The sequence below is a fragment of the Bacillus cereus genome (genome assembly GCF_002567495.1).
Lineage (GTDB): Bacteria > Bacillota > Bacilli > Bacillales > Bacillaceae_G > Bacillus_A > Bacillus_A cereus_AQ.
This window is the reverse complement of the sequence record NZ_NVAP01000023.1, coordinates 165,389-188,636: the sequence shown is the minus strand read 5'-3', so window position 1 is coordinate 188,636 and position 23,248 is coordinate 165,389. Positions and strand designations below refer to the sequence as shown.

The window sequence follows — 23,248 nt, the reverse complement described above, 5'->3', positions numbered from 1 at the left end:
AAATATCACTTGCTAACATATTGTAATGAATGTATAGTATCATGTTGTACATTCATTATGACAAGAGAAAGGATCTTATTAAGGGTATGAAACTTGGTGCTCGCATTTTAAAAACGGGTATTGCCATCACATTAGCTTTATTTGCTTGTATTTTACTTCATTTACCGAGTCCGGTATTTGCGGGAATCTCAGCTATCTTCGCTGTTCAACCGTCCGTATACCGTTCGTATTTAACAGCACTTGAACAAATTCAAGCAAACGTCATTGGTGCGGTATTCGCTATCGCATTTGCTACTGCTTTTGGACATAATCCTTTTATTATTGGATTAACATGTATATTAGTAATTGCTCTTACATTACAATTACGATTAGAAAACACAATATCAATTGCTTTAGTAACCGTTATCGCCATTATGGAGTATCAAGGCGAAGATTTCTTTAATTTTGCCTTACTTCGATTTGCGACAATTATGATTGGTATTATTGCGGCTTCACTTGTAAATTTAGTATTTATGCCGCCGAAATATGAAACAAAACTTTATCATCGTATCGTTGATAACACAGAAGAAATTGTAAAATGGATTCGAATGAATAGCAGGCAAGCTTCTGATTTTACAACACTAAAAACTGATATTGATCGTATGAAAGAAAAAATGATCAAACTCAACCATTACTATTTGCTGTATAAAGAGGAAAGAAGCTACACGAAAAAAGTAAAGTTCGCAAAAATTCGTAAGCTCGTTTTATTCAGACAAATGTTAGCGACAACAAGCCGTGCTTTAAGTACGTTAAAATCATTACACCGTACTGAAAACGAACTGCGCTACATGCCAGAAGAGTTTCAGGAATCTATCCAAAACGAACTTGATTCATTAACGCATTATCACGAACAAGTTTTATTAAAATTCATTGGTAAAGCAAAGAAACAACAGTCTGTTGAAATGCTTGATGAAGTTGAAACAGGTAAACAAGAATTAATTGATATCTTTATGGATTATCAAAACAAGGACGATGAAGAAGCATATAAAACATGGCTACATCTCTTCCCTCTTATTTCTTCAATTATTAACTATAGTGAAGAAGTAGAACATTTAGATTTACTTGTAGATAGCTTCTACACATACCATAAACCAGAAGCAGAACTCAAAATCGAAGATAAAAAAGAAGACGAATAAAAAACAGCTCCTTTACGCTAAAGGAGCTGTTTCTGTTATATGTTGAAGTTGATATAAATTATAATAAAATCCTCTTTTTTGCATTAACTCTTCATGAGAGCCAGTTTCTTTAATCTCACCGTCTTCAATGTAAATAATCGTATCAACATGCGTAATCGTCGCTAATCGATGCGCGATTATAATCGTTGTCCGATCAGCAGCTAACGTCTGAAGCGCCTCTTGAATATACCTTTCATTTTCTAAATCTAAAGCCGAAGTTGCTTCATCCAATATAAGTACCGACGGATTCTTTAGAAACACTCGTGCAATTGCCACACGTTGTCTTTGCCCGCCTGATAGCTTCACACCACGTTCTCCAACGACAGTATTATAACCATCTGGTAAGTCTATAATAAAATCATGAATTTGCGCAGCTTTGGCAGCTGCAATCACTTCTTTCTCTGTAGCTTTCGGATTTCCATATAAAATATTAGCCCCAATTGTATCGCTAAACAATAAATTATCTTGCAGTACAATTCCAATATGACTACGCAAATTTCTCATATTATACTTTCTTACATCTATCCCATCTACATAAACCGCTCCTTCAGAAACATCATAGAAGCGTGGAATCAAACTAGCAAGAGATGACTTTCCTCCCCCACTCGCTCCTACAAGCGCTACTTTCTCTCCAGGCTGCATAGTTAATGACAGATTGTGTAATATCTCTTTTTCATCTGTATTATAACGAAAAGAAACATTATCAAATACAATTTCTCCATTTAATTTTTTCGTTTGTACCGCATTTGGCACATTAACAATATCGTATTTTTCATCTAACAGTTCAAACACTCGGTCCATCGATGCAAATGATTGTGTTAATGTTGTAGACGAATTAACAAGGCGGCGAAGCGGACTATATAAACTATCCATATATCCAACAAAAGCAACCATCGTCCCTAGCGTTAACTGCCCCTGAATTACTTCATATGCTGCAAAACCAATCACAAGTAACGGACCTAAATCAGTTAACGTATTCACTGCCGAAAATGTTCTCGCCGTCCAACTTGTATGCGTTAATGCTTTCGTTAAAAATTCATTATTTCTTTTTTCAAACTGCTTCCCCTCATACTCTTCTAACGCAAAGCTACGCGTCACTTGCATCCCTTGAATACGTTCATGTAAATACCCTTGCATCGTCGCTAACGCTTGTGAACGCTCTTTCGTCAATTTCCGAAGACGTCCGAAAAAATATTTCACTGCAATTACATAAATAGGTAAAATCAATAACGCAACAAATGTTAATTTTATATTCATAGAAAACATAACAATGATGGCAATAGCAATTGTTGCAGTATCTAACCAGACGTTCATCAAACCAGTAATCACAAAATCCTTCGTTTGTTCTACATCATGGATGACACGCGAAATAATCTCTCCTGTTTTTGTATTGGAATAATAACGTAAACTTAACTTTTGTAAGTGACCGAAAATATACTTCCGCAAATCATACAGTATTGTATTTGCGATACGCTGCGCGAAATATTGACGATAATATTCAATCGGTGGCCTTAATATTGCAAAAATAAAAAAAGTAATTCCAATCGCTGTTATTAATTGGGACGTTTTATCTTGAAGTGAACCCCCGCCTTGAATTACATCGTCGATAATATACTTTAATAACCATGGCATAATAAGCGGGATACCGAACTTAACTAGTCCGATAATAATTGTAATAGCGATAAGCCATCGATATGGTTTAACAAATTGTAAATATCTTTTTATGCCCTGCACATAATCCCCCCTCTAATAGGACAAACCTGCCGGGAAATCCCCTGCAGGTTTGTTTTAATTTCTGTACATTAAATATCGTTCATACCACATATCTACGAAATCTGGTGCGAATGGACCTTTTCTTTGATGGATCCACTGTGTTAAATGTGCTACATTTCGTTTTAAAATTGTATCGATAACAGGTGGATACTGCATAATTTGACTATGTTTTTCATACTCATCTTCATCTAGAAGCGTATATGTCATATCTGGATACACTTTAATATCTAAATCATAATCAATATACTTTAATGCTTCAGCATCATACGCAAAAGGTGAGCTTAAATTACAATAATAATATACGCCATCTTCCCTAAGCATCCCGATCACATTAAACCAATAGTTGGCATGAAAATAACAAATTGCTGGTTCACGAGTAATCCATGTACGGCCATCCGATTCTGTAACCACTGTACGATCATTCGCTCCGATCACAAGACTCTGTGTACCTTTTAAAATTGTTGTTTCTTCCCACATTCTATGAATGGAGCCATTATGTTTATAACTATGTATTTGTACTTTTTCTCCTTCTTTGGGAAATCCCATATATGCTCCCTTCTTTCAACTGCAAATGCCCTTTGAACTGCATTCACTTTTTTTCTATTATAACTTTTTTGTCGAAATTTTAAAACTAAAGCGACAAGCCTCTATTTTCCCCACTGAATAGGCTAACAGTTTATTCTTAAAAATCATATCCTAAATCTTTTAAGAAACAGGAATCTTCGCTTAATAATTTACAAACAAGGAAATGAGAATAAAAAAAGCCCTTCCTTATTTCCATGTAAAGAAGGACCTTTTACCTGAAGGCACAGTATACCTTATCCTAAATTTGAAATCATTTTTTCAGTTTCAAAAGATTTAATCACACTATTCGTTTGCTTTTCGAATTTTTCATGTAATAGCTTCAACGCTACTTCTGTTCTATATATTTCTTGGCGAATAAAATGTAAGTCTTTTTTATCGTACGTATCCTTTTCACTCATTTCGATTTGCTGATACTTCTCTAAGTGTGATTGCAATTTTAACAGCTCATCCATCGTTTCCAATTGTTCTCCCACCAACTTATCAAAATCGTTCATTACTTACCCCCTTTTGGATTTATTCATCAGTTATTATTCCTAATTACATATTTCTAATCTTTAACTTCCTTCTCCTTTGACTACATTTGTTGACTTATTAGAAGTTATGTCGTTCGCTTTCTTTTCATTACAACGATCCACGCACAAAGAAAACACTTCTCCCGAATTAGAGAAGTGTTTTTCTTTCATTACTGATTTGAGCTAGAAGATTGTGATTGTTTTGCAGCTGACTTAGCATTTTGTTTTTTCACAGCATGCACGTCTGTTTCAGTTGCGAATTCTGTACCATAACTAGCGTTTGCACTTTGTGCACCAGAAGCTTGTGCTTTCTGTGCTTCTGATTGTGCGTTTGCTTGTTTTACTGCTTGTGCATTTGTTTCAGTTGCAAACTCTGTACCATAACTAGCATTTGTACTTTGAATGCTAGCGCCAGAAGTTGCCTTGTTATAACCTTGTTGTTTTTTACTCATCTTTCTCACCTCCACAACCAATAATGTAACCAATTCACTCAGAAGCTATCCGTAATTTTCTTTTGAATAATTTCCGCATATATCTTTTGTTACTCATTCAAACTATAGGAAATGGAGGTGAAAATATGTATATAGGACGCGATATGACTGAACTAACGATGGTTTCAAAAAATGAATGGAAAGAAGATGAATTAGCTTATTTTCATCACTCACTGCAACAAATTCTGCCGTATTTAAATGCAGAAGGTCAAAGTATTTACAAAGAAATTGTAGTACAAATTGAATCAAGAGGTGGCTTACAAGAAGGCGAAGCTAGTTGGACCCACGGAACAAAAATTTCTTACGATTAAAAAAGTGTTCCCAATCTAGGGAACACTTTTTTATTTATTGCATTGTAATTTTCTCAACACAATTCTCATAAATAGTACGATGTGATTTCGAGAAAGGTAATTGCTCAAACGCTTCTTTCGATACAAATTTTAATGTATCTGTATCAACAATATTACCGGTTACTTTTCCGTAAAATACAAATATATCCCAAGTACGATGTGTAAACGTATGTTGTACATTCATTGCGTATTCATCAATAGAAATCTCAAGCTCAAATTTTTCTTTCATATAATCTATAAGCTGTTCCTTCTGATTTCGAATCCCTTCGCCAAGCTCAATGTTTGGAAACTCCCACATGTTAGCTAATAATCCGGTACTTGGACGTTTATTAATGACGTAACGACCATCTTCAGTTTGAAGTACCCCTGCAACAAGCGGTACCATTGTAGGAGCTTTCGCTTTACTTTTTACTGGTAATTCTTTTTGAACACCTGCAGCATATCCTCTGCAATGCTCACGCACAGGACAAAGTAAGCACGATGGATTTTTAGGAATACAAATCAGTGCACCTAATTCCATCAATCCTTGATTAAAATAAGATGGGTTTTCCACTGAAATAATTTCACGCACAATCTCTTCAAAAACTTTTCGAGTCTTTGGTTTTGCAATATCATCCCATACCGATAAAATGCGAGATAATACACGCATAACATTTCCATCAACCGCTGGCTCTGGTATACCATATGCGATACTTAAAATAGCACCTTTTGTATATGGTCCGACTCCTTTTAACTTTTCAATTTTCTTTACATCACTTGGTACAATACCATCGTATACTTCCTTTACCTCTTTTACTGCCGCATGTAAATTACGCGCTCTAGAATAATATCCTAAACCTTCCCATGCTTTTAAAACTTCTTCATCATCTGCGTTTGCTAACGCTTCAAGTGTAGGAAACTTCCCCATAAAATTTGCGTAATATGGTTTTACAGCTTCTACTCTTGTTTGCTGTAACATAATTTCAGAAACCCAAACACGGTATGGATCTTTATTTTTTCTCCATGGTAAGTCGCGCTGTTCTTCTTCAAACCAACCAATTAAATCATTTTGAAACTGCTCTATATTAAATTTTTTTAGTATTTCAAGTGTCAAACTTGATCCCCCTCATTTTTTTGCATATAAGTACTATTATAAAGATTTTAGGAAAAAATTTAAGTAAGATGACATAGGAAATTGAAGGCATAGGACTTGAGGTATCGAATAAAAAGAGTTACATTAATAAAAAACGGAGGTGGATTTCTATGGACACAGCCACTCACCTTGTTATGGGTGTCACTTTAGGCAGCTTAGCAACATTAGATCCAGCCATAGCACAAAGTGATATTGGCCCACAGGCAGTTATGCTTGCTACAATTGCTGGTTCCAATATTCCTGACATTGACACAGTTTTAAAATTGCGTAATAACGCTAAATATATAAGAAATCATCGTGGAATTACTCATTCCATTCCCGCAGTAATTCTTTGGTCATTCCTTATAAGTGGCATCTCTTTCGCCTTCTTTTCAGACGCTCCATATCTTCATCTACTACTTTGGTCATTTATCGCCGTCTTTCTTCACGTCTTTGTAGATATTTTCAACGCCTATGGTACTCAAGCCTTACGACCTTTCACAAAAAAATGGGTCGCACTTGGCATAATTAATACATTTGATACCGTAATTTTCTTTATCCATATACTCGCAATTGCTTGCATGCTCGTCGGTTCTCATAAAGGATACACAGCCTTAGCAGCATATATATTAATGATTGTTTACTATATCGGACGGATTATGATGCATAGAAATATAAGAAGCGTTGTACACAAACGTTTCAAAAGTGTCGAGAAGATTATCATTTCGCCTTCTTACCGATTTTATCATTATCATTTAGCAGTCGTTACAGCTGATTATTACTACGTTGCGAGATGGCATCGTGGTAACATCATGATATATGACAAGTTCGATCGGGTACCGTTCCCAGACAATGATATTATGCGAGCAGCTAAACAAGATGAAAACATCTCGGCCTTCCTATCTTTCTCTCCTGTATATCGCTGGGATATTTTTGATTATGATCATTATTATGAAGTACGATTCATTGATTTACGATATCGAAGTAAAGATTATTATCCATTTGTCGCGATTGTTCAGCTCGACCACAATTTAAATATTATTAGTTCCTATACAGGATGGATTTTTAGTGAAGAAAAACTTCGAAAAAAACTGGAATTACTTCCACATTAAAAAAAGCGACTTAAGTCGCTTTTTTTAATGTTTCAAATGATCTTCTTGATTAATTAAATGGCTATACTTCGGATTATTTGTACGCATTTCATGAAGGCGTACACCATGATTATTAATCCATGATCGCACCACTTGTTCCGTCATTTCCTCACCTTGATAACGACCTGATTTTGCATAAGTTGTTTGAAAATCTTCCCAAAGTAATTCGACCCACGCACGAGCTTGTCCGTAAGAAAGCTTGTCATTCTTGTCTAATAATTCTTTCGTTAATGCTTCATAAATATCATTCATGTTCTAATCTCCTTTTACCTATTTATCCCTTCATTTCTAAAGGATAGTTTCTTCTGTTTTGCACATTCTATAAGTGATACTTCTTAAAGAGGTATCAACTGATGATGAGGAGGGCGTTCGCAATGGGTAAACAAGCCGAATTTTGGTCTGAGTCAAAAAACAACAGCAAAATCGACGGTCAGCCGAAAGCGAAATCACGCTTCGCTTCGAAGCGACCTAACGGCACAATTAACACGCACCCACAAGAACGTATGCGTGCTGCAAATCAGCAGGAAGAGTAATACAGGTACAACCTAAAAAATTAACTTCCTACACGAGGTGATAAAGATGAGCTACCGTGATCATTTAGATAGTCGTTCTGAATTATTTAACCATACGTGGACTCGTCCGAAACATGCGAAAGCGCAAGTTAACGGACAGACGCAACAAACCCAGTCTCTCATTATATTGGCTAACGAATGTAAAAAACGCCAATTTTAGAATCTCCTATCTCCTTTAACGCCTACCAAAGATGAAAACCAGAGAGATATTTGCTCTCTGGTTTTTATTTTTCTTGCAATAAGGAAATTGGTATCCCAATCTCCTCATTATCATTTTGCTTATAACCCCAAGCAAATACCCCATTGAAGTACGTAATTTTAAATAATACACCAGGTTCTTCTATTAATTCATATGTTTCACCAATATGGAATTTGTTTATATCCGTCATATAAGCGCGAGCCATTGCCATCTTTCTCATTAATACATCGAACTCATTTACAATTCCAAGTTGCTCAGCCTTTATTGCTTGCTCCTTCAAATCCCCAATTTCTTCTCTAAGCTCATGTGGTGTCATTTCACTGTAGCGTTTTGGCATATTCATCTTATTATTTCCCTCATCCCTCTTCACGTTTCATTTGTAAAAATATCTCTATCTCATCAATAGAGAATCCTTTTCGATATAACGCTTGTTTCATCTTATTTTCGAATGTCCATCCATCATACTTCTTATATTTCTCATAATATTTATTCCCATGATAGTGTAACGCTTCTTGTTGCTGTTCGTCATCTTTTTCGTCTTTCAATTCTTCCAAACAAATTTGAATCACATCTCTAGAATATCCTTTACGAACAAGCATTTCGTCTAATTTTAGCTTCATTTGTAAAAAGGAATGTTTTTGATAAGATCTTTTCTTCTTTTCTATAAGAAATAAGGCATTCTCAATTTGCTTTTCCTTCGGATATTCTTGTAAACTATGCATAATAATTAAATCCTGAACACCTTTATTTAACAGTTCTCTTTTAATAACGGTTGGACCTTTTCGATTCACATTACTTTGCGTTCGCGTATATAAAACAGCATACTCTTTATCATTAATATATCGGTCATGTAATAATTTCGAAACGACTTCAGAGATGATAGCCTGTCCCACTTCTTTTTTCCGTAAAAAATCTTCTATTTCTTGTTTTGTTCTCATTTGATAGGATAAATAGGAGATTGCTTGTAAATATGCTTTTTGTACCTCTTCATTGTACAAAATATTTCCTAACTCTATTTCATCAATTTCTAAGCCTTTTTGTAATCCGTGTTTCATTAAGATTACTTGATCTACACTAAATCCGTATTCTTCACCTTGACCTTTATCAATATAAATATTAAATCGTTCTTTCGATCGTTTTTGTACTTCTATTTTTGTAATGACAGCCATACTCTCACCTCTCTATTATTTTAACATAGTCAAGGAACATTTTTTCTTTTCAAGAATATATATAATGAGGAGGAAATGATTGTGAAAATCGCAATTTCTGGTGGCACTGGTTTTATTGGTAAATACCTTTCTACTTTTTTTATTCAAAAAGGATATACGGTCTACATTCTTACTCGAAAGAAAACTGCTAGAACCTCAAACCCTAACCTTCAATACGTACACTGGACACCAGATTTATCTACCTTTCCGCTCTCCTCTATCGATGTCGTTATTAATTTAGCTGGAGAATCTATCAATAGTAGATGGACAAAAAACCAAAAAGAAACAATATTAAACAGTAGAATTCAAACAACAAAAGGACTTATTCAACAACTACAAGCAATGGAAACAAAACCACATACATTTATTAATGCGAGTGCTATTGGATACTACGGAACATCTGAAATAGAGTCTTTTACCGAGCAACAAGAAACTCCCGGAAATGACTTTTTAGCAAAAACTGTATTTTTATGGGAGCAAGAAGCAGCTAAAGCACGTTCTCTCGGAATAAGAACAATTTACACAAGATTTGGCGTTGTATTAGGTGCAGATGGCGGAGCCTTGCCAAAAATGTTACTTCCCTATCAATTCTATATCGGCGGCACCATTGGTTCTGGGAAGCAATGGTTATCATGGATTCATATAGACGATGTCGTTCGTATGATGGATTTCATCATACACAAAAGAGAAATTGATGGTCCTCTTAATATGACAGCACCAACACCTATAAGAATGAAAGAATTCGGAAAAACCATTGCTGCTACAACGAGAAAACCACATTGGCTACCTGTCCCTTCATTTATGCTTCACGCCTTATTAGGTGAGATGAGTATACTTGTACTAGAAGGGCAACATGTATTACCTATGAAAGCAATTGAACATGGATACCAATACACATTTCCCGCAATAGACCATGCATTACAAAATATACTTTCGCATACAATGTAGTACTTCTAAAACACAATTTTACATGGGCCCTTTCAAAACTTTCATTTTCTAGGATTTGGAGCATTACCATACAAATAACCTTTCAGTTACTTTCCCTTAACTTCCATTAGCATTATAAAGTAACAGAAATGAGGTACCTATGAAAATATTGCTCAAACAAGCCATTGTATACCCTATTACATCCCAAAAGTTTCAAGGCGATGTACTCGTTACAGGAGCGCGAATTACCGAGGTCAAACCTTTTATTCAGCCCACTCAAGATATGACCGTTATAGATGCACGAGCACTCCATCTCTTACCTGGCTTTATTGATGTCCATACTCATCTTGGTCTCTATGATGAAGGTACTGGTTGGGCTGGAAATGATGCCAATGAAACATCTGAAGTTTCAACACCACATATCCGTTCTTTAGATGGAATCCATCCTCTCGATATTGCCTTTCAAGACGCTGTACAAAATGGAATTACAACCGTTCACGTTATGCCTGGTAGTCAAAATATTATCGGGGGTACTACTTGTGTAATAAAAACAGCCGGAACTTGTATTGATCATATGATTATTCAAGAACCTGCTGGTTTAAAGATTGCCTTTGGAGAAAATCCTAAAAAAGTCCATAGTAATGGAACAAAAGAATCTATAACACGTATGGGAATTATGGGGTTACTTCGAGAATCATTCTATGAAGCACAACACTACGGGCATGAAGCTGATTTTCGAATGCTTCCTATTTTAAAAGCATTACGCCGTGAAATACCCGTACGTATCCACGCTCACCGAGCTGATGATATTAGTTCTGCTCTACGCTTTGCAACAGAATTCAATCTTGATCTACGTATTGAACATTGTACAGAAGGACACTTTCTTATTGAAGAGCTTTCGAAACACAATTTGAAGGTTTCAGTTGGTCCTACTCTGACACGCCGTTCTAAAATCGAACTAAAAAACAAGACATGGGATACTTACCATATACTATCTAAAAATGGTGTGGAAGTTTCTATAACAACAGATCACCCTTATACCCCCATTCAATATTTAAATATTTGTGCTGCTGTCGCAGTAAGAGAAGGGTTAGACGAGAAAACAGCACTAGAAGGAATCACCATATTCCCAGCGCGAAATTTGCGTTTAGAGGATAGAATTGGAAGCATCGAGGTTGGAAAAGACGCCGATCTCGTGTTATGGACTCATCATCCTTTCCATTATTTAGCCAAGCCTGTACTAACTATGATTGATGGAAAAATAATTTACAAAAAAAATAAAAAAAACTAGTTTATTTTTTTGACTAGATAAAGTATTATACGATTATAAACTGAATGAAACCATAATCAATTTGTGTCGTGATTATCATTTTCAAATTGATGAATGGGGAAGGCAAATGGTGCGCCACCAGCGTTAGAAACTGGTTCTAGTGGGTTCGATTCCCACCCCGAAATTTTTTAAAGATTGATATAAAAATTTCGAGGGTGGGGTGTTTTTTCGTCATGCTACCCTCGTGTGAGGAGGAGTTAGTATGTTGAAAAAACGCGACTTACACGACAGCCACGTTCTATACGAGTTAATGGTGGATCCAGCTGTCTTCCCTTTTGTGCGTCAAAAGGCCTATTCTTATGAAGAATATTTATTCTTAACGAAACAAACCATTGAAGCTGAAGAGCGTGGTGAATTAATTTCACGCACAATTTTAGATGAATGGGGTAACCCTATCGGAACAATTACTTTATTTGATGTGCAAGAAAAAGCCGGATTTCTCGGGACATGGCTTGGCAAACCATATCATGGAAAAGGCTATAATAAATTGGCGAAAGATTCATTTTTTAGCGAACTTTTCTACGAATTAGATATTGAAACAATCTTCATGCGTATTCGTAAAATAAATATTCGTTCTATTAAAGCTGCAGAAAAACTACAATATATAAATCTAGCAAACGAAACAAGAAAAGCCGTATATGATGAGATTAACGCAAACGAAGAAGTATATAACTTATATGAAATTCCAAAAGATCAATATACACTTGCGACAATGCGAGATACAACCTTCCAAGATGCTCATCAATTAAAAGAAGCGTAATCTAAATTTTCTGAAATAATAATCAATCATTAACATTTTGCCATATGCGTATATCACCCCATGTCTTTGGAAACGATAAATAGTAACTTTAAGACACGAGGTGATTTGTAATGGATAAAAAGAAACGTGATAAAGCAAAAAACACATTATCTAGTACACAAGAAGTTCTCTATCAACGCGAATTTCAAAAAGCAGATCGTGCAGCAGGTTATCGCTCGAAAAGCATTTAAAGTGAAAATGAATAATTAGAAGTTTCCCCCCTAATTATTCATTTTCATTACATAATTTTCTCGACTAATAGAAGTAAACAAAAAGTACCCTTATACATAAGGGTACTTTTTGCTGTGGACAACTTTATCCACAAAATTGATACAATTGTTAGTAATTTTCAAAAATATTTAATATCTTTCTATATTTAAGCATATATCAACTGTTTTAATTGTGGATAATTTTCCGAAAAATGTGGACAATGTGGATATAGTTGTTAATATTCCGACTTTACTGTTTAATAAAAGCGTAATCCTATTGTGGATAAATAGCTAAATTTTCTTTAAAAATAATAAAGAACCCTCTTTACATATACAAAGAGGGTTTCATATTAAGTAAAAGATTGTGCAAGAGCAGGTGATTTAATAGGTATATGACGCGGTTCTGCATGATTTTCTGCCAAAATTGTATCTACAATATGACCAGCTGGCTCTGGGAGATAGATGCTTTTCATTGCTTCTTTCATTTGAAGAAGCTTCACATCATCTTGTAATAATGCCTCTGTTTTTGCAAAAACCTCACTATCATCGCGAATGACAACTGCTGCTCCTTTTTTTTCAAAGTACATCGCATTTTCATTTTCTTGTCCTGGAACAGGCTTATATAAAATGACAGGTACTTGCAATGCTGCTGCTTCACTTAATGTTATTCCGCCTGGCTTCGTAATCATACAAGAAGTAACACGGAATAATTCATCAATATTTTCAACATACCCAAACACTTTTAATGCATCAGAATTTTGCTTCTGTAAACTTAATAAATCCTGTTTTAAAGCTTCATTTTTTCCACAAACGACAACTACTTGTAAATTAGGCACTGACATAAATGATTGGCATAGTTCTTTTACACTTCCTAATACCCCATGAGCACCTGCTACAATTAGTAAAATCTTTTTATTCTTACATAACTGATATTTATTATATATAATGTCTGGATTTACCTTTAACTCAAAACTACTCCGAATTGGAATTCCTGTTTCAACAATTTGTTCCGCAGGTACACCGATATCAACCATCAATTTTTTCACGTGATCCGTTGCAACAAAATAACGATCTACTTCTCGATGAATCCATATTTTATGCACGCAAAAATCCGTTAATACGTTATAAACAGGAATTGAAATACCTGTTTGTTTCTTCAATTCTGGTACAGCGATAATTGGAAATGTATTAATTACAATATCAGGTTTCTCCACCTGTAACAGTGTTTTCAAACGTTTTCTTCCAAAATTCGCATACCAAGATGCTATTTTTTTATCATAAATTTTTTCTACCCCGTAATAAAACAAACGATATAATTCTTTTCCTATTGTATAACTTTTTAAATATAGATATTTTGTAATGTCAGTTATAAATGGATGTGATTCTCCAAACAAGTCGCATACAATAACATCTTCAATTCCTTTTTGGCGAAATGTTTGTTCTAATGTTTTTGCTACTTGCACATGACCATTACCGTAATGTGCAGTTAATATTAAAACCTTGGGGTTTTTTATCAAACAAATCCACTCCTAGCTTTTTGTTTCTCCATATTGCATATACGACAATAGGAAAAACATTTTCCTTAAAAATTACATAAACAGATTCTAATAATTCCCTTTCAGCTATGTACCTGTCGTGGATATGCAAAGCATATAAGATTGACCCCTTAATCCTATCTGTGCTCATATCTTTACATTATACTTTCCTATAAGAGCTTTCGCAATAACTTACAAATGTTCTCTATTCTATGATACTCACTCTTTTACTTCTTAATTCTTTTTACTATTTTGATTTCCCTTTACAATTATGTAAATTTCTCTACTTATTCCTTACAAAATTATGGATATTCCATTTTTAGTATACGCTTTTATACATATATACTCTAGGTTTTATTGTAAAGAAAGCAAAAAGTCTAATCCAATATTTGGATTAGACTGCTTGTAAAATATGTTTAGCATGTTCTACATTTTTCTCAGTAGGTGGCTCTACATTCGCGAGTGGATACTTGTGTCCAAGCGCCTCCCATTTATATACACCAAGCTTATGATATGGTAACACTTCAACTTTTTGAACATTAGACAGACTTTGAATAAAGCTAGATAATTTTTGTAGATCCTCTTCATTATCTGTAACACCAGGAACTAATACGTGCCGTACCCAAATCGGTTTATTCTTATTTGATAAATAACGAGCAAATTGTAAAATATGTTCATTTGGTTTCCCTGTTAATTTACGATGCTTTTTGGAATCGATATGTTTCAAATCCAATAAAACTAAATCTGTATAATTCATTAAAATATCTAGCTTATTTTGGAATTCTGGTTCTTCAGAATAACAACCACCAGAAGAATCGATTGTTGTATGGATACCAGCCTCTTTACACTTTTTAAACAACTCAATTAAAAAGTCTAGCTGTAATAGTGGCTCTCCACCGCTAACTGTTATACCGCCTCCGGAAGCTTCAATAAATGGAAGGTAACATGTCACATCCTGCATCACTTCTTCAACTGTTATTTCTTTACCTTTACCGATTTCCCATGTATCAGCATTATGACAATATTGACAACGTAATAAACACCCTTGTGTAAATATGACATAACGAATCCCTGGGCCATCAACAGTACCACAAGACTCTACAGAATGTATTCTTCCTTTTACCATGTTACTTCCTCCTTTATTGAAACAGCCTCCCTTCGCTATATATGAAAAGCGAAGGGACACTTTTTTCATTTACATGCTTTCATGCATTGTACGGTTAATTACATCAATTTGTTGTTCACGAGTTAATTTAATAAAGTTTACAGCGTAACCAGATACACGAATTGTTAATTGTGGATATTTCTCAGGATGTTCCATTGCATCCATTAATGTTTCACGATTAAATACGTTAATATTTAAGTGATGTCCTTCTTTAACTGCATAACCATCAAGCATAGATACTAAGTTACGTACTTGTACATCATCTTCTTTGCCAAGTGCTTTCGGAATAATAGAGAATGTATTAGAAATACCATCTTGTGCATCTTCATATGGTAATTTAGCTACAGATAATAATGAAGCTAATGCACCTTTTGTATCACGTCCGTGCATTGGATTTGCACCTGGTGCAAATGGTTCTCCAGTACGGCGTCCATCTGGAGTGTTACCAGTTTTCTTACCGTATACAACGTTAGATGTGATAGTTAAGATAGACATTGTATGAACAGAATTTCTATATGTTTTATGTTTACGAAGTTTATTCATAAATGTTTTCACAAGATTTACAGCGATTTCATCTACACGATCATCATTGTTACCGTATTTAGGGAAATCTCCTTCAATTTCAAAGTCAACTGCAATACCATTTTCATCACGAATTGGTTTTACTTGTGCGTATTTAATTGCACTTAAAGAGTCTGCTACTACAGATAGACCCGCGATACCTGTTGCCATTGTACGAAGAACATTTGTATCATGAAGTGCCATTTCAATACGTTCGTAGCTATATTTATCATGCATGTAATGGATAACATTTAGTGTGTTTAAATATAGACCTGCTAACCATTCCATTGTCATATCAAACTTATGCATAACTTCTTCGTAATTTAATACTTCAGAAGTAATTGGTGCGTACTCAGGACCAACTTGTGCTTTTGATTTTTCATCTTTACCACCGTTAATCGCATATAATAATGCTTTCGCTAAGTTTGCACGAGCTCCGAAGAACTGCATTTGCTTACCGATTCTCATTGCAGATACACAACAAGCAATTCCGTAATCATCGCCGTAATCAGCACGCATAATGTCATCATTTTCATATTGAATCGCTGATGTTTTAATAGACATTTTCGCACAGTAGTTTTTAAAGTTCTCTGGTAATTGTTTAGACCAAAGAACTGTTAAGTTTGGTTCTGGAGCTGGCCCTAAATTATCTAATGTATGCAAGAAACGGAATGAGTTCTTTGTTACTAATGGACGACCATCTAATGCCATACCACCGATAGACTCAGTTACCCAAGTTGGGTCACCAGAGAATAATTCATTATAATCAGGTGTTCTTGCAAATTTCACAAGACGTAATTTCATAATGAAGTGATCTACAATTTCTTGTACTTCTTCTTCTGTTAAAGTACCGTTTGCTAAATCTCTTTCAATGTAAATATCTAAGAATGTAGAAGTACGTCCAAGGCTCATTGCAGCTCCGTTTTGCTCTTTAATCGCTGCAAGATATGCGAAGTATAACCATTGGAATGCTTCTTGTGCATTTGTTGCTGGTTTAGAAATATCGAAACCATGAGAAGCAGCCATTTGTTTTAGTTCTTGAAGTGCACGCATTTGCTCAGATAATTCTTCGCGTAAACGCATTGTATCTTCGCTCATTACACCGCCAGTTAAATTTAAATCAGCTTTTTTCGCTTCAATTAAATGATCAATACCATATAATGCTACGCGTCGATAGTCACCGATAATGCGTCCACGACCGTATGCATCTGGAAGACCAGTAATAACGCCTGATTTACGTGCATTTCTCATTTCTGGTGTATAGGCATCGAATACACCTTGATTATGAGTTTTTCTCCAATCTCTAAAAATACGACTAAGTTCTTTGTCCATTTCGTATCCATAAGATTCACAAGCTTGTTCCGCCATACGAATACCACCATATGGCTGTAAAGAACGTTTAAATGGTTTATCAGTTTGGAAACCGACTACCTTTTCAATATCTTTATTTAAATATCCTGGATCATGTGATGTAATAGAAGAAACGATTTTTGTATCCATATCAAGAACGCCACCGTTTTCACGTTCTTTTGTTGTTAAATCCATCACTTGATCCCAAAGTTGTTTCGTTGCTTCAGTTGCTCCCGCTAAGAAAGATTCATCTCCTTCGAAAACGTTTACATTATTTAAAATGAAATCGCGAACATCAATCTCTGCTTTCCATTTTTCACCTTTAAAGTTTTTCCATGCGTTTTTAACATTTTCTAATACTTGAGTCATCCTAATCTCCTCCATTTTTGATTAGTACAGGACTAAGATTTTTTATATAACAGCTTACACACTTAGAATACTACTTTTTTACGAAAGTGAACGAAATAGTTGTGACATGTTTGTGAAATGTTGAGCAAACTACTATATGCATAGTGTTAACTTCATTTGAAAGTCTTTAAAATTAACCCTTTTCTTAATTGTATTTTTTTGGTATCCTTATATACGAGTCCTATTTTGTAATATAAGAACAATACCCATTGTAGAGCTGTAATACTCTTATCTCCTAATCTGTTATAGTTTTTATAACAGAACAAAAAAGTGTACACATGTTGTACACTTTTTTTGTTACTACTATAAAACATCTCTTTTTCTATTGCCATCATAGAATCCGCCACGATTGTCTGTTAATGCAATTATTTGCTCTAATCCTTCTATATGATCACCTATAATTCGAAGTACAGCTGGAGGGTGACCTATTTTTGCAAAATGTTCACTGGGACGAATACGGTTCATCTTATCAACCTCAACACGACATACACACGCAATTTCAAATCCAGAAAGAAGAGCTTTCACTTGTGCTACACAAGGTGACAATAAAGATTTATACCCAATTGCTTTCAAACACTTGTGGCTAAATGCATTAGGTACCGCAATAAGTGAGCCCACTCCTAAATCCTTTCTATCACAAGCTAAATTTAGTGCATACTTAAATGCAGTTACAAGATGAAGTGGCACTCTTAAATCTAAATAATGATTTAAATCATTTAATGCGACGTCCTTTCCATCTGCAATAGCTTTTGCAAAAGGGTATAGCTCACTAGCTGGAATAACAAAATCACCGTCTATAAATAACACAATTTCTCCTTTTGCAAAATAAGTTCCAAGTGAACGCCCTACATCGTTTCCAAGGGTTTCTTTGTATACAATTGTTGTCGCTCCCTTATCTTTTGCAATCGTTGCTGTTTTATCTGACGAACCATTTACGACAACGATGATTTCAAAAGGTTCAATTTTACGAAGCTCATCTATAATGTTTCCAATTGTTTTCTCTTCATCTTGTACAGGAATAACAACCGATAGTTGCTTTCCTTTATACAAATTGGATGTAACGCCCCATCCTTGATAAAAGTCTTCGAAACTTAAAGTATGATAGACGCTATTCCTTTTCCTATTTCCATCATAATATCCCCCGCGCGTATCACTGCTTACTATCCGTTCTGCAACTGCTTCTATATGATCCCCTATCATTCGTCTTTCAGATTGAGCAAGATCCGTGCCATATGCAGCATGCTCGGTCGGCCGAAATTTATTCGGCGTAATAACATCAATTGCACAATGACGGCTAATTCTCCATTTACTTTGTGCTATACGTAAATGAGCTACAATAGGATTAACTAAACATTCATATCCAATACTTTGGACAACTTCTTTCCTCAACGCATGAGGTACAGATAATAAAGAATCTATCTTTAATTCTTCGCGCTCTAACATTGCATTTAATATTTGACGCCACACTGTAACGGAATGTGGTTTTTGTTTCTTTAAAAACAATGCGTTCAAATTATTTAAAACGATATCAGTCTGATCATGTAAAATCGGATTGAGAAATAATTGTAATTTTGAAGTAGGAATAGCAAAGTCCCCATCTATAAATAGTAATACATCACCTATCGCATGTTTTGCGCCGACCGCACGCCCAACATCGTTCCCTAATAGTTCTGTATGCCTGATTACTTTACACCCCAATCGATTAGTAACCTCTTCTGTACCATCATTACAACCATTTGCCACTACAATAATCTCTACTGGATTTAATGGTTTTACCGATTGAATAACGTCTGAAATCGTATCTACTTCGTTACATACAGGAATAATAACCGATAGTGACTTAGCCATTGTTTTCTTCACGAAACCATTTAATAGTTTCTTTCAATCCTTGTTCCCACGTTACTGTCGCTTGAAATTGAACAAGTTCTCTTAACTTCGTTACATCTGGTCTTCTATTTGGAATTTCTTCAAAGCCATGTGGATATACTTCCTCAAAAGGAACTTGTACAATTTTCGAAGAAGATTTCGTTAGTTTTTTAATTGCTTCTGCTACTTCTTTTATACTCTGCTCATTCTCAGAACCTATATTAATAATCTCACCATTTACCTTCTCATCCAGTGCCCGAATTGTTGCTTCTACCGCATCACTCACATACGTAAAGCAACGTGTCTGCTTTCCATCTCCATATACGAGAATGTCTTCTCCTTGCAAAGCTGCACGGATAAATCGTGGGATTACTCCTGCATACGGACCATCTTTCGCTCTTGGACCATAAATATTAAAGTAACGAACAATCGTTACAGGTAAACCTTCTAATGCGTATCCTAAACATAATGTTTCTTCTAACGTTTTACAAACTGCATAACTCCAACGAATTTTAGAAGTTGCCCCGTACAATCGATCCCCTTCTTCAGAGAAAGGCGGTTTGCCCTTACCATATACTTCTGAAGTAGATGCAAAAACTACTTTCTTCTTTCCTTTTAACGCTGCTTGTAAAATATTTCTCGTTCCATCAAAATTCGTTTCAATGAGCTCTATACTCTTTTCCATTGTCGTTTTAACACCTAAGATTGCTGCTAGATGAAATACTACATCATGTTGATTTACTAATTCATAAATAGAATTTTTATCTAAAACACTTATTGGAATAACTCGAATCTCTTTCATTAGCTCATTATGATACTTATTTTTCCCTTTATAAAAGTTATCCACAATAGTGACTTCATGACCCCTTCTCACCAACTCTTCAGCTAAATGAGATCCAATAAATCCGGCCCCACCTGTAATTAAACATTTCTTACTCATACACTCACCTTCTTTACAATTCCACGTGTATCTACTACTCGCTCTATTCCTTTAAAAAGCTTCCAATCAATATTAGAATGATCCGTTAAAATTAAAATACAATCCGCTTGTGTAACTTTTTTTTCATCTAAAGAAACAGATTGGTACACTTTATTTCCAATTTCTGCGGAAGGAATATAAGGATCATGATATTCTATCTCATACCCTTCTTTTATTAGTAATTGAATAATTGGCAAAGCCGGTGATTCTCTCAAATCATTTACATCTTTCTTGTATGCGATTCCTACAATTAAAACTGGTCCAGGTGATTGCACTATTCCCTTTACTTTCCGGACTATTTTCTCCGGCATTTCTTCATTGATTACATGTGCTGCTTCAATTAATTGACTAATTGCCCCATTCTTTTTTATTCTCCATTGAAAATATAAAGGATCTACAGGAATACAATGTCCTCCTATTCCTGGTCCTGGCCAATACGGAGTAAATCCAAACGGTTTTGTAGATGCCGCTTCAATAGCCTCATAAAAATCAATCCCTAAACTTTCACATAATGTGTTTAACTCATTTACTAAAGAAATGTTAACTAAGCGCTGAATATTTTCAAATAACTTACACATCTCTGCCACTTTTGGAGAGCTAACAGGAACAACTACGTCAAATATAGTACTATACAAATCCTGTACTTTTTGTTTACACCGCTCGGTTTGTCCACTAATAACCTTTGGAATTGCTTGAACGGAATATTGACTATTTGCTGGATCAATTCGCTCAGGAGAATATCCAATATAGAAATCTTCTCCTACCTTTTTACCTGTTTGAGAAATAATAGGAATAATAACTTCCTCAAGCGTACCTGGATATGTGGAACTTTCGAAAATGAAGGTTTGTCCTTTTTGAAGGTTTTGTTGTATATAATGGGAAGCTGAAATGAGGGCACTTAAATCTGGTTCTCGATGTTCATTAATTGGAGTTGGGACCGTGACAATAACATAATCACTATTTTGAAAATCAGCAATACCTTGATCCGGTGTATTTACTATTAATTTTTTTTTAGCCAATAAACTTTGTAACAATTTAGAAGAAACATCTGGAATATAACTTTCTCCTTTTATAATTGATTCTATTTTTCTAGTATCTTTATCTAATCCAATTACTGTATGTCCTCTCTCTGCAAAATGAACTGCCAAAGGAAGGCCCACATATCCTAATCCGATAATAGCAACTGTACTACTAACATTCATCTGTATTCTCTTCTTCCTTTCTCAATTGTTGAATTATATTTCTATCCCGCTCTCCATCTGTAAAACTCCCGCGTTCATCTGTGGATTGCAATAAATATGCAATTGCCTCAAGTTGGTCACCGAAAATACGGTCAAATGCTGGAATACGTCCATTTACAAATCCATGTTGCTCTGGGCGTACACGATTTGTTTTTATAACATCTACAAACTCTACCGCTGTAATAGAGAATCCCTCCAAAATAGCTTTCATTTGAGCTAGTGGCGGAATAACAAGAGAATCATATCCTATTTTCTCTATTGCCTTTTTATGCATAGCATGCGGTACTGCCGTTAATGAGTTATTCCATAAATCCGGTCGTTTCGCTACTAAATTTACAAAGTATTTCCCCATACTAATTGGATCTGCGGGATGAAACATATCTAATAAACACTGCAAATCATTTAATGCTACATCACTTCCATCTTCAATAGCACGCAAAAATGGAACTAGTTTTTTTGCCGGAATAGTAAAATCACCATCAACGAATAAACAAATATCTGCCGTAGCATGTATGGCACCTATCGCTCGTGCTACATTATGTCCAAGCGCCTTCGTAAATTCAACAACAATAACATTCTCTAGCTTTGCTTGTTTAACAGTCTCAATATCTGCTCCATTTGCCACAACTATAATTTCATCTACTCCTGCTTTTTTCACTTCTTGTATAACAGATCTTATCGTCATTTTTTCTTCTGATACTGGTATAATCGCACTATACTTTGCTTTTTCCTTTTGTAATACAACGGCTTTATACTTTCCTATAAAATCCCTATCCCTATTCCCCTCCGAAAAACCACCTCGATTGCCATATATGTCGATCGCATACTGCAAAGCACGTAAATGATCACCCATAATACGACTAGTCGCTTTCGGATAAGGCGAACCAGGTGATGTACCAGTATGAACAGGACGAACTTTATTTGTGTGAATGACATCGACCGAAGCCATATCGACAATATCTACTCCTCTAGACATCGCCATCGCTTGAAATAATGCTGGATCCGCTAAATTCCACCATCCAAATTTCTGAATAACTTCCCTGCTCATCGCATGTGGAATTGCGATTAAAGCCCCAACAACAAGCTCCTTTTTGTTCAAATAACGATTCAACATGAATTTTCCAACTGTCGTATAATGTGGTCTCATCTTTAAATAAACAGACCATGTTAAATTATTCACAACAATTTGATGCCCTTGCTTAATTCCTTTTACAAAATGTCGTAACTCTTTACTATCAATAACAATGTCACCATCTAAAAACAAGACAATTTCACCTTTTGCTTCTCTAGCTCCAATAGCACGTCCAACATCATTGCCAAGAGAATGTTTATAATAAATTATGTGGCAATGATGTTGTAACGCTATTTCTTTCGTCCCATCTGTCGAGCCATTATCTACTACGATAATTTCGTAAGGCTTCAGCTTCTCTACTTCTACTAAAACTTGTGATAAAGTACTTGCTTCATTATGTGCCGGGATAACAACTGATACTCTCATACTCGTATCACACTTACCCTTCCAAGCGAACATAAGAAATAATAGGAATACGTACAACCACATCTTCCGGTGGTCCATAAGAAGGAGAAGTACGAACGCTTACTGCCCCGTCTGTCACAGATAAAAGAATGCCTGAAACAATTTCGGCAGCTGTCACAACTTGCACTAGCTCACCAACATGATTACGCAATTCATCAGTAAATAACATATATAA

26 protein-coding genes are annotated in these 23,248 nt (G+C 35.2%); 9 read left to right on the top strand and 17 right to left on the bottom strand.

What is annotated here, in order from left to right; genetic code table 11:
* The first annotated feature begins 86 nt into the window (after positions 1-86).
* A complete protein-coding gene (locus COK05_RS10905) occupies positions 87-1,175 on the top strand; it encodes an aromatic acid exporter family protein (protein ID WP_098612599.1) in 1,089 nt (362 codons plus the stop codon).
* 12 nt (positions 1,176-1,187) lie between these two features.
* Here COK05_RS10905 and COK05_RS10900 read toward each other — a convergent pair whose 3' ends face one another.
* The 4 genes from COK05_RS10900 to COK05_RS10885 all read right to left on the bottom strand — a co-directional run bounded on the left by COK05_RS10900 (position 1,188) and on the right by COK05_RS10885 (position 4,536).
* Positions 1,188-2,948: an ABC transporter ATP-binding protein gene (locus tag COK05_RS10900; protein WP_098612598.1), complete on the bottom strand. Its 1,761-nt coding sequence runs from the start codon at positions 2,946-2,948 to the stop codon at positions 1,188-1,190.
* A 54-nt stretch (positions 2,949-3,002) separates the two neighbouring features.
* Positions 3,003-3,533 carry a nucleoside tri-diphosphate phosphatase gene (gene ntdP / locus COK05_RS10895; protein ID WP_098612597.1) on the bottom strand — a complete coding sequence of 177 codons (531 nt, stop codon included), beginning with the start codon at positions 3,531-3,533 and terminating at the stop codon, positions 3,003-3,005.
* A gap of 272 nt (positions 3,534-3,805) precedes the next feature.
* Positions 3,806-4,066 (bottom strand): YgaB family protein, encoded by a 261-nt coding sequence (locus COK05_RS10890; protein WP_098612596.1) that lies wholly within the window; start codon positions 4,064-4,066, stop codon positions 3,806-3,808.
* Positions 4,067-4,254: 188 nt separating this feature from the next.
* Positions 4,255-4,536, bottom strand: a complete 282-nt coding sequence (locus COK05_RS10885; RefSeq protein WP_098612595.1) for a gamma-type small acid-soluble spore protein — start codon at positions 4,534-4,536, stop codon at positions 4,255-4,257.
* A 125-nt stretch (positions 4,537-4,661) separates the two neighbouring features.
* Here COK05_RS10885 and COK05_RS10880 point away from each other — a divergent pair, with 125 nt between their 5' ends.
* Complete coding sequence (locus COK05_RS10880) at positions 4,662-4,886, top strand: hypothetical protein (RefSeq protein WP_141539018.1); 225 nt, start codon at positions 4,662-4,664, stop codon at positions 4,884-4,886.
* A gap of 34 nt (positions 4,887-4,920) precedes the next feature.
* On the opposite strand, the gene mutY is transcribed toward COK05_RS10880, so the two are convergent.
* Positions 4,921-6,018, bottom strand: a complete 1,098-nt coding sequence (gene mutY, locus COK05_RS10875; RefSeq protein ID WP_098612593.1) for an A/G-specific adenine glycosylase — start codon at positions 6,016-6,018, stop codon at positions 4,921-4,923.
* A 149-nt stretch (positions 6,019-6,167) separates the two neighbouring features.
* Between mutY and COK05_RS10870 the strand changes: the two genes are divergently transcribed.
* Positions 6,168-7,148 (top strand): metal-dependent hydrolase, encoded by a 981-nt coding sequence (locus tag COK05_RS10870; protein ID WP_098612592.1) that lies wholly within the window; start codon positions 6,168-6,170, stop codon positions 7,146-7,148.
* A 24-nt stretch (positions 7,149-7,172) separates the two neighbouring features.
* On the opposite strand, the gene COK05_RS10865 is transcribed toward COK05_RS10870, so the two are convergent.
* A complete protein-coding gene (locus COK05_RS10865) occupies positions 7,173-7,439 on the bottom strand; it encodes a YfhJ family protein (RefSeq protein WP_000998159.1) in 267 nt (88 codons plus the stop codon).
* 122 nt (positions 7,440-7,561) lie between these two features.
* Between COK05_RS10865 and COK05_RS10860 the strand changes: the two genes are divergently transcribed.
* The gene (locus COK05_RS10860; protein WP_000517891.1) at positions 7,562-7,720 is read left to right on the top strand and encodes a small, acid-soluble spore protein K; all 159 of its coding nucleotides are present in this window, start codon (positions 7,562-7,564) and stop codon (positions 7,718-7,720) included.
* A gap of 46 nt (positions 7,721-7,766) precedes the next feature.
* Positions 7,767-7,919 (top strand): YpzG family protein, encoded by a 153-nt coding sequence (locus COK05_RS10855; protein WP_002174744.1) that lies wholly within the window; start codon positions 7,767-7,769, stop codon positions 7,917-7,919.
* A 64-nt stretch (positions 7,920-7,983) separates the two neighbouring features.
* Here COK05_RS10855 and COK05_RS10850 read toward each other — a convergent pair whose 3' ends face one another.
* Together COK05_RS10850 and recX are read right to left on the bottom strand one after the other, a co-directional pair.
* Positions 7,984-8,301, bottom strand: a complete 318-nt coding sequence (locus COK05_RS10850) for a YfhH family protein (protein ID WP_016083624.1) — start codon at positions 8,299-8,301, stop codon at positions 7,984-7,986.
* Positions 8,302-8,314: 13 nt separating this feature from the next.
* Complete coding sequence (recX, locus tag COK05_RS10845; RefSeq protein WP_098612591.1) at positions 8,315-9,127, bottom strand: recombination regulator RecX; 813 nt, start codon at positions 9,125-9,127, stop codon at positions 8,315-8,317.
* An 81-nt stretch (positions 9,128-9,208) separates the two neighbouring features.
* Here recX and COK05_RS10840 point away from each other — a divergent pair, with 81 nt between their 5' ends.
* The 4 genes from COK05_RS10840 (at position 9,209) to COK05_RS10825 (ending at position 12,413) form a co-directional block, all read left to right on the top strand.
* Complete coding sequence (locus tag COK05_RS10840) at positions 9,209-10,114, top strand: TIGR01777 family oxidoreductase (protein ID WP_098612590.1); 906 nt, start codon at positions 9,209-9,211, stop codon at positions 10,112-10,114.
* A 139-nt stretch (positions 10,115-10,253) separates the two neighbouring features.
* Positions 10,254-11,384: an amidohydrolase gene (locus tag COK05_RS10835; protein ID WP_098612589.1), complete on the top strand. Its 1,131-nt coding sequence runs from the start codon at positions 10,254-10,256 to the stop codon at positions 11,382-11,384.
* 241 nt (positions 11,385-11,625) lie between these two features.
* Positions 11,626-12,183, top strand: a complete 558-nt coding sequence (locus COK05_RS10830; protein ID WP_098612588.1) for a GNAT family N-acetyltransferase — start codon at positions 11,626-11,628, stop codon at positions 12,181-12,183.
* A gap of 110 nt (positions 12,184-12,293) precedes the next feature.
* Positions 12,294-12,413 (top strand): YfhE family protein, encoded by a 120-nt coding sequence (locus COK05_RS10825; protein ID WP_000358482.1) that lies wholly within the window; start codon positions 12,294-12,296, stop codon positions 12,411-12,413.
* A 368-nt stretch (positions 12,414-12,781) separates the two neighbouring features.
* Here the strand turns inward: COK05_RS10825 and COK05_RS10820 are convergent, their stop codons facing one another.
* From COK05_RS10820 to COK05_RS10780, 9 genes are all read right to left on the bottom strand, one after another.
* Positions 12,782-13,948: a diglucosyl diacylglycerol synthase gene (locus COK05_RS10820; protein ID WP_098612587.1), complete on the bottom strand. Its 1,167-nt coding sequence runs from the start codon at positions 13,946-13,948 to the stop codon at positions 12,782-12,784.
* 412 nt (positions 13,949-14,360) lie between these two features.
* A complete protein-coding gene (gene pflA, locus COK05_RS10815; protein ID WP_098612586.1) occupies positions 14,361-15,092 on the bottom strand; it encodes a pyruvate formate-lyase-activating protein in 732 nt (243 codons plus the stop codon).
* 69 nt (positions 15,093-15,161) lie between these two features.
* Complete coding sequence (gene pflB, locus COK05_RS10810; RefSeq protein ID WP_098612585.1) at positions 15,162-17,411, bottom strand: formate C-acetyltransferase; 2,250 nt, start codon at positions 17,409-17,411, stop codon at positions 15,162-15,164.
* Positions 17,412-17,563: 152 nt separating this feature from the next.
* Positions 17,564-17,785: a hypothetical protein gene (locus COK05_RS10805; RefSeq protein ID WP_098612584.1), complete on the bottom strand. Its 222-nt coding sequence runs from the start codon at positions 17,783-17,785 to the stop codon at positions 17,564-17,566.
* Positions 17,754-19,298, bottom strand: coding sequence for a glycosyltransferase family 2 protein (locus tag COK05_RS10800; protein WP_141539024.1), 1,545 nt, complete (start codon positions 19,296-19,298; stop codon positions 17,754-17,756). Before COK05_RS10800 ends, COK05_RS10805 begins: the two co-directional genes overlap by 32 nt.
* Positions 19,291-20,256: an NAD-dependent epimerase/dehydratase family protein gene (locus COK05_RS10795; protein WP_098612582.1), complete on the bottom strand. Its 966-nt coding sequence runs from the start codon at positions 20,254-20,256 to the stop codon at positions 19,291-19,293. The genes COK05_RS10800 and COK05_RS10795 overlap by 8 nt, the downstream gene beginning before the upstream one ends.
* A complete protein-coding gene (locus COK05_RS10790) occupies positions 20,253-21,497 on the bottom strand; it encodes a nucleotide sugar dehydrogenase (RefSeq protein WP_098612581.1) in 1,245 nt (414 codons plus the stop codon). The genes COK05_RS10795 and COK05_RS10790 overlap by 4 nt, the downstream gene beginning before the upstream one ends.
* A complete protein-coding gene (locus COK05_RS10785) occupies positions 21,487-23,097 on the bottom strand; it encodes a glycosyltransferase family 2 protein (protein ID WP_141539022.1) in 1,611 nt (536 codons plus the stop codon). The genes COK05_RS10790 and COK05_RS10785 overlap by 11 nt, the downstream gene beginning before the upstream one ends.
* Positions 23,048-23,242 (bottom strand): hypothetical protein, encoded by a 195-nt coding sequence (locus tag COK05_RS10780; RefSeq protein WP_098612579.1) that lies wholly within the window; start codon positions 23,240-23,242, stop codon positions 23,048-23,050. Before COK05_RS10780 ends, COK05_RS10785 begins: the two co-directional genes overlap by 50 nt.
* Positions 23,243-23,248 lie beyond the last annotated feature (6 nt).